The sequence below is a fragment of the Pseudomonas floridensis genome (assembly GCF_002087235.1).
Taxonomy (GTDB): Bacteria; Pseudomonadota; Gammaproteobacteria; order Pseudomonadales; family Pseudomonadaceae; genus Aquipseudomonas; species Aquipseudomonas floridensis.
In genome coordinates this window covers 1-6,689 of sequence record NZ_MUIO01000136.1, presented here as the reverse complement: position 1 = coordinate 6,689, position 6,689 = coordinate 1, and the positions used below count along the sequence as shown (strand labels likewise).

General features: G+C 48.5%; 9 protein-coding genes and 2 pseudogenes. 6 read left to right on the top strand and 5 right to left on the bottom strand.

The annotated features are described in order from the left end of the window. Nucleotides 1-374, bottom strand: a 374-nt coding sequence (locus BZK31_RS26110) for a transposase (protein WP_167378115.1), incomplete at its 3' end; no start/stop codon positions are given. A gap of 61 nt (nucleotides 375-435) precedes the next feature. Here BZK31_RS26110 and BZK31_RS26105 point away from each other — a divergent pair. From BZK31_RS26105 to BZK31_RS26090, 4 genes and pseudogenes are all read left to right on the top strand, one after another. After that, nucleotides 436-567: pseudogene (locus BZK31_RS26105) on the top strand (integrase); the annotation flags it as partial. Between the two features lie 257 nt (nucleotides 568-824). Beyond that, on the top strand, nucleotides 825-1,328 hold the full coding sequence (locus BZK31_RS26100) for an Hcp family type VI secretion system effector (RefSeq protein ID WP_083186121.1): 504 nt from the start codon (nucleotides 825-827) through the stop codon (nucleotides 1,326-1,328). Between the two features lie 11 nt (nucleotides 1,329-1,339). Beyond that, nucleotides 1,340-1,771: an STM2901 family protein gene (locus tag BZK31_RS30700; RefSeq protein ID WP_083186120.1), complete on the top strand. Its 432-nt coding sequence runs from the start codon at nucleotides 1,340-1,342 to the stop codon at nucleotides 1,769-1,771. A 2-nt stretch (nucleotides 1,772-1,773) separates the two neighbouring features. Continuing rightward, entirely contained in the window at nucleotides 1,774-2,196 is a 423-nt protein-coding gene (locus tag BZK31_RS26090; RefSeq protein ID WP_083186119.1) for a DUF1493 family protein, read from the top strand. A 231-nt stretch (nucleotides 2,197-2,427) separates the two neighbouring features. Here BZK31_RS26090 and BZK31_RS26085 read toward each other — a convergent pair whose 3' ends face one another. After that, nucleotides 2,428-3,513, bottom strand: coding sequence for a type I restriction endonuclease (locus BZK31_RS26085; RefSeq protein WP_083186118.1), 1,086 nt, complete (start codon nucleotides 3,511-3,513; stop codon nucleotides 2,428-2,430). An 861-nt stretch (nucleotides 3,514-4,374) separates the two neighbouring features. Here BZK31_RS26085 and BZK31_RS26080 point away from each other — a divergent pair. Both BZK31_RS26080 and BZK31_RS29580 read left to right on the top strand, forming a co-directional pair. Continuing rightward, nucleotides 4,375-4,671: pseudogene (locus tag BZK31_RS26080) on the top strand (site-specific integrase); the annotation flags it as partial. A gap of 184 nt (nucleotides 4,672-4,855) precedes the next feature. Continuing rightward, a complete protein-coding gene (locus BZK31_RS29580) occupies nucleotides 4,856-5,059 on the top strand; it encodes a hypothetical protein (protein WP_157900798.1) in 204 nt (67 codons plus the stop codon). Between the two features lie 6 nt (nucleotides 5,060-5,065). Here the strand turns inward: BZK31_RS29580 and BZK31_RS26075 are convergent, their stop codons facing one another. The 3 genes from BZK31_RS26075 to BZK31_RS26065 form a co-directional block, all read right to left on the bottom strand. Continuing rightward, complete coding sequence (locus BZK31_RS26075) at nucleotides 5,066-5,437, bottom strand: hypothetical protein (protein WP_083186117.1); 372 nt, start codon at nucleotides 5,435-5,437, stop codon at nucleotides 5,066-5,068. 10 nt (nucleotides 5,438-5,447) lie between these two features. Next, on the bottom strand, nucleotides 5,448-5,780 hold the full coding sequence (locus BZK31_RS26070) for an RNase A-like domain-containing protein (protein WP_279628822.1): 333 nt from the start codon (nucleotides 5,778-5,780) through the stop codon (nucleotides 5,448-5,450). Nucleotides 5,781-5,893: 113 nt separating this feature from the next. After that, on the bottom strand, nucleotides 5,894-6,689 hold a 796-nt coding region (locus BZK31_RS26065), incomplete at its 5' end, for an IS5 family transposase (protein ID WP_102136526.1).

Below are 6,689 nucleotides of genomic sequence, written 5' to 3'. Positions count from 1 at the left end.
TTGATGACCGCGAGGATCGCAGGGGCCAATTGATGCTTTTCCAGCAGGTGCCGGAAGTTCATGATCGTGGTGTCTTCAGGTATCGGGGCGCTCAAGGTCAGGCGTGCAAACTGTCGCATGGGCGTGATTTCGTAGAGCGCTTCTTCCATGGCCGGGTCGCTCAGGGAGAACCAGTTTTGCAGCAGATGAATGCGCAGCATGGTTTCCAGAGGATAAGGTTTTCTGCCACCGCCGGCCTTGGGGTAGAACGGTTCGATCAGGCCCAGCAGACCTGCCCAGGGCACGACCTGATCCATCTCGGCGAGGAAGCGTTCGCGGCGGGTTTGCTTGCGCTTGCCGGCGTACTCGAAGTCGGAAAAGCTCATCTGGCTCATGGGAGGCTCGGATCAGGTGTTCAGGCGATTTTCGCATACCCGGGACTTGTTCGGAGACTCCCTAAAGCGGCGTGGTATCACCGACACTGTCGACAACCGAGCAGACAAACAGGAGGCCAGCGGCCACCGGGACGGGGCGATGATGGACGTCTACGACCTAAGCGTCCCGCTGGTCAATGCCTCCCAGACATAGCGCCAGGCGTCAGACTTCGACCTGAAACGCGCGTATCCCGGTCGATGCAGCAAAATGTCCGACCTCCGTCAAACTGGCTCAAGTACGTTGCGCTGCGCGGCAAGAGCGTACCGGTAACCAGAGACTGCACCCATCGAGCCAGACAAAGATGTGACACACGAAACCTGAAGCAGGAGTGCAAATAGAAATTTGTTACGTTAACCTTCATAACAAAGGGTAATCGGCCTCAACTGTAAATTTATCTCCAAGGAGCAGGAATGGCATTTGACGCATTTATCTGGATTGACGGTATCGCCGGAGAATCTAGGGACTCGGCCCACCAGGACTGGATTGAGGCCACTGCATTCAATCTAGCGGCAACACAAGATGTATCTAGAACGGCCAGTTCTTCGGGCGGCGCAACCGTCGGCCGGGTCTATCTTAGTGACTTTAGTATCGTGAAGTTGGTTGATTCATCGACCCCAAAAATCTTTCAAGCCTGCTGCGCTGGCCAACATCTGAAGAAGGTAATTTTGAGCCTTTACCGTGCAGGTGGTGAAAAACAAAAGTACATGGAAGTCACCTTTGAAGAAGTAATCATCAGCGGCGTTGAGTCAGGAAACCTTTTCGAAAGAAAACCCTCATCATTTCCTGAAGAAGTCATTCGTTTTGACTACGCCAAAGTAAAAATTATCTATTCGCAGCAAAGCAGAGAGTCCGGACTGTTGATCGGACAAATTTCCGCAGGATGGGATCAGATAAGCAATAACACTTACGCATAAGGATATTGTGAGTGGCCAGAATATATTGTTATGACGGAGACTGCGGACTCACTGCAAATCAGTTGCTATGGATAATTGCAGCTGAAACTGCAATGGAAGAACTGGGACTCGATGACGTTACAGCTGCCTTTGGCATAGTGACAGGGGCTAACATAATCCCCACACGTACAAAGCCCGGGGGGGCAACCAAAAATACGTCCATTCTTTCTTTGTTATTAAGACGCGCACTTAAGAACCGGCGCTTCCCCGGAGGCTACAGGGCTCCATCAATAGTAGGCTGGCGCCCACCGCACATTCGCAGAACGCCGAGCATTGCTGCTTTCATAGCTCGCGCGATCCCTGTCGCAGGCTGGGCGTATACGGCGGCAGAGCTAGGACTGATAGGCTACAAGACCGTCGTAACTTATAACTCCATTGTGAGCACCGAAGACCAGGTTTTCTAGCAATGAACGAACTCCTTGATTACAAAATATTGGATAACATGGTCGTCTGCATCCAAGATACCGTAGGCTTTGGAAGAAAGGCATTTGAAAGCTTTAGCTTGGCAACCGATGTTGCAAGGGACCTGGGCATAGATGGCGACGATGCCAATGATCTGATGGTCGAGTTCTTCGAAAGGTTTTCTATTGATCTTAACGACTACGATCCTTATCGGTACTTTTTGGAAGAAGGTTACAACCTTTTTTCTTTCAGGCGTGCCAAAGACAGACGCGGAAATATACCGCTAAGAGTTGGAATGCTGTATTTAGCTTTAAAAGAGCGACGCTGGGATACGCAAGCATTTGAGCATGCCAAATTCAGCGATCTTCCACTCTATGAGCGTACAGAAGATATTCCTATTGATGGCTACAAGATTAAGAGCCGTTGATCTTGCCCATGCGATCAGCGGCGAAGGTTGCCCGTGTGCATGGCCTACAGGAAAAGCAATTGTGGTATTGAGCACTCGCCCCCCTCTCTGCCATCCAGAGCATATAAAAAAGCCCACCGGAGTGGGCTTTGCCGTAGCGGCCTATTGAACATAAAGCGCGTTATAGAAATACTAAAAACAGAGCGCCAAGAACGTTGTCGTCTTCGCCCCCTACTGATCTTCAATCAAAATTCAAATCGTTTCGTAGTGCAAGGCTGTTTCTTTTAGCATTTCACTAAAGCTGTAGATATCATCGAGAGTCGCTATCGGATGCCTGGTTTCACCTTTGTCCTTCTCAAATATACCAATGTACTTTTGGGCACGATTGAAATGTAATCGCGTAATAGGTTTCCTGTTGTTGTCGTCCAAGAGAATACCAAAGTAACTTTGGGTGTCTCGATGGTTAATCCGCTTAGCGTCCACCACAGTACGTATGATGGATTTGACGATGTGAAAACCTTCCATCTCTTCCACCGTAGTAACGATTCGATCCTCTACTGGAGCATCTTTCTCGAGACTTGTATTGGCTTCTATCAGTGCCTCAGCGACGGTAGGCACGGCAACCCCACTCATAGCTGATTTCAATCGATCATTGATTTGGTCATTCAGAAACTGCGAGGTGGCTTTTTTTGTCAACACGGTGAACTGTTCACGTACTTTCTGAGTGATAGCACCCTCATAGATACGGGACGCGAAATACCTGACGAAGTCGTCATCAGGCTGACTGAACTGGGCAGCAATCATGCGCTTTATTTGACCGACGTATTTCAGTTCACCAGCTGCGTTTAGAATTGATTCAACATCGAAAGATGATTTTGTCAGTTTTTGAAGCTCAGGAATCGCATGATCATCGATTGCAAGAAGATCCAATTCTAAGAATGGTTTTTCGTCCATCTTGTTAGGCGCATCGAGATCTGTGAAAAACTTATAGACCCTACCATTTGTCAATATTGAAATTCTTGCAGTCGTCACATGAAAATACCGAAAAAGCTGACTGGCATGATTGATGTTAAGAGGTTCGCCAACCTTCTTAGTCTCAATAAGAATTTGAATATTTCCGTCTTTTACGATGGCATAGTCAATCTTCTCACCTTTCTTCGTTCCTACGTCACAGGTGTATTCGGGGACGACTTCAGAAGGGTCGAATACATCGTAACCAAGCACCGTATGAATGAACGGCATGACTAGAGCTGTTTTGGTTGCCTCTTCTGTCTGAATCGAGGCGGCTTGCTGCCGAACTTTCGCGGACAGAGAGTTGAGTGACTCAAGAAAATCCATTTTTGGAGCTCCGTGCTGGGCTCGCAAGCCCTTGATCCAATCGGTAAGGGCGTAACGCTACTACGGCGGCTTGGGGAAAGCTACAGATCACACTTGGCGCTGAGTATGAAGGCAAGACTCGACGAACAGCATCAGTGCCATTTGGAGCATTTCGAGGCGGTTTTCGCCACGTAACAAGGAACGATTACCCCCCCGGCTGAGCGGGGCCGCGGGAAATTTTCGACGAATAAAAAAATCTGTAAGCCATTGATTTATAAGTTTAAAGCATCTTCCTTGTAATCAGTAGGTCCCGGGTTCGACTCCTGGTGCCGGCACCATATAGATCAACGACTTAGGCTCACCGAAAGGTGGGCCTTTTTCGTTTATTGGCTTTTTGTCACCGGTTTAGTCACCATCTCACCCGACCCCGTTCACTAGGACAAAATAAGGGTACTCGAAGGGATAGTGCCCATTTGAGGCCGCGGCTAGGCATCTGGTTGGTCAGCTTAATCGTCCAACCTGATGAACAGATTGGGGGCAGACAAGCGCAGCGCGTCAGCTCAAAACTTCCGACCACAGATTTGACCCGCACGGGTCATGACTGACAGAGAACAAGAACTGCCGCATCGAGGCACATCAGATGCCCAAAGCCTGTGGAGCACGGTTGCGAAACGCCGGACGCTGGTAGTACTAATACCTGAACAGAATCGTTGTATGATCCTGAACATTCAGTGAGGACATGCGGGGTTGTTTTTCCTAGCAGGAACTTCAAAGATTCGGCTACTGACAATCTCTGCCGACGATGCTATCAAGAAACTATAAAGGACAGCTAAGCGCTTGGAATGTGGGGTTCATGGAGCGCTTACGTTCGTTGAGCGGATACAATCAACGGTCGTTCCGAACCGTCGTGATCGACGCTACATCATCGTGGCCAGCCACGGTGGTGCTTTACGTAAATCCAGTCTGGATACGGCCTGGCAACGATTCATCACCTCGGCCATTGAGGACGGCACCATCACAGCCGAACAACGCTTTGGCCTGCATGACCTCAAGCGGCGGGGTATCACCGACACGGTGGGCAATAGGGCGGACAAACAGGAAGCTAGCGGTCACCGGGACGGGGCGATGATGGATGTCTACGATCTAAGCGTTCCTCTGGTGAACTCCTCTCGGACATGAGAGCCCTCGTGGGACAACCTATGTGCTAGGTATAACAAAGCCGCTAGTTAGCGGCTTATTAAATAACAAACTCAGAAAAACCAATCAATTGTCCGCCACAGCACTTATGAACGTCAGCTAAGTTTTCGTCCGAGAGATGTCTGCTTTTAGTTTTGAAAGCAACCAACACGCCAGGACAACAAAAATGAAAGATGCAGTTATTACCACATCAATTACAATTCCTTCTCCACTCTCGCCTCCAGCTACGCCAAAAAGATTTTTCATCAAGATGTATATAGAATTACCCACGGGGGTATCAAAAGCCCGGCTTGAGCCAGCCCGCACTGCTGTCAAGCTGAATCAAGCGCGCAGCATCGACCTCATCAAGCTCTTATCTGTAGGAACCTAGATATAATCACTTAAAGCCTAACCAGCCAAAGTATTTAATAAAAAAAAATCTCCTCTTCTCTTCTATATGAAAATTTATTGATTTTAACACATCACTAAAAAAAACATGCTCATCAACTCCAAACCTTTCAGAAATGAAACAAAGGTCATACCACGACAGTATCTCGTCAACTGAAAAATCGCCAGATTTTTGAAGGCTTATATATGTCTCTATATCTTTTCTCAGCGAGAGGCTAGAGCAGTAAGACTTACTTGACATCCATTTCTCGATTACCTCTTCAACGGTAAGCTGCCCTACCCTTTGCTCTTCAGGTAGATGATCGAGTATTCCATCACTCAATTCTTTCATAAAGCTTATCAATTCCATGTATTCGCGCATTACAAAAACCTCAAGGAATCGGGAAGGCAGTAAGGATGTACCTGGGCATGTGATTAAATTCTACAATCTCTATAATCACCTTCACCTTTGTCATGGCTACTGGGATATCTGGCGCTGAACGGTATATGCCCCAACCCACCTCCTGCTTAGCATCAAAGTCCAAGACCAGTCGATTGCTCTTACGAATAAATTGAGTTTTGGAATACATTAGAATTCTGAGACGATTTGCTTTTAAAGTTTGGCTTACTGCCCATTCTGCAATATCCATCTTTTCAAATGTAGACATTACAGTCGCCGACCTTACCTTCTTAAGGACGCTCTGAAGTACGCATCGATTTTTGATGCCCTCGTGGCCTGAGGTTCAAAAAAGCTCGCTCGATCAGATAATCAGGGTTTTCCCGCTTTTAACTCATGGAGTTTCCTCCAAACAGCACCTTTCCAAGGCGTTTTTCCGCATTACAGGCGCACCTCTCCTGTAGCCAGCAGCCGTTTTCGCACCATCCAAAGGTTCGACAAGGCAAATAGAATGGTCTGTTGCGCGATGTTTTTAGCCAGCCCGCGAAACCGAACTTTCGTATAACCAAACTGGCGCTTGATCACGCGAAATGGATGTTCAACCTTCGCTCGTACCTGGGCTTTCGCGAACCCGATCTTGCGGTATACCCGTGTGATCAAACTGGTCTTGCCATGTTTTTTGTAACGGCTTGGGCGTGCGGCGATCGACCAGATCATCTGACGATCCTGATGCTCCGCACGCTTGTCAACGCCCGTGTAGCCCGCATCTCCAATGACATAGGTTTCCTTGCCGTGGAGCAACTGATCGACTTGAGTCACGTCCGCTACATTCGCCGCAGTGCCCACCAGGCTATGGACTAAGCCCGACCCGGCATCAACGCCGATATGCGCTTTCATGCCGAAGAAGTATTGATTTCCTTTCTTCGTCTGATGCATCTCAGGATCACGTTTGCCGTCCTTGTTCCTGGTTGAACTCGGCGCGTGAATGATCGTCGCATCGACCACAGTGCCTTGGCGCAGCATCAAACCACGATCACCCAGATAGCCGTTGATGACCTGCAAAATCCCGTCTGCCAACTCGTGTTTTTCCAACACGCGCCGGAAGTTGAGAATGGTGGTTTCATCGGGAATCCGATCCAGACTCAATCCCGCAAACTGGCGCAGGATTGTTGTTTCGTACAACGCTTCCTCCATCGCAGGATCGCTGTAGCCGAACCAGTTTTGCATCAGATGTATG

Coding starts and splice junctions, on each gene's coding strand:
- BZK31_RS26100 (WP_083186121.1), top strand. CDS start 825: ATGGCATTTGACGCATTTATCTGGATTGACGGTATCGCCGGAGAATCT.
- BZK31_RS26090 (WP_083186119.1), top strand. CDS start 1,774: ATGAACGAACTCCTTGATTACAAAATATTGGATAACATGGTCGTCTGC.
- BZK31_RS26085 (WP_083186118.1), bottom strand. CDS start 3,513: ATGGATTTTCTTGAGTCACTCAACTCTCTGTCCGCGAAAGTTCGGCAG.
- BZK31_RS29580 (WP_157900798.1), top strand. CDS start 4,856: ATGAAAGATGCAGTTATTACCACATCAATTACAATTCCTTCTCCACTC.
- BZK31_RS26075 (WP_083186117.1), bottom strand. CDS start 5,437: ATGCGCGAATACATGGAATTGATAAGCTTTATGAAAGAATTGAGTGAT.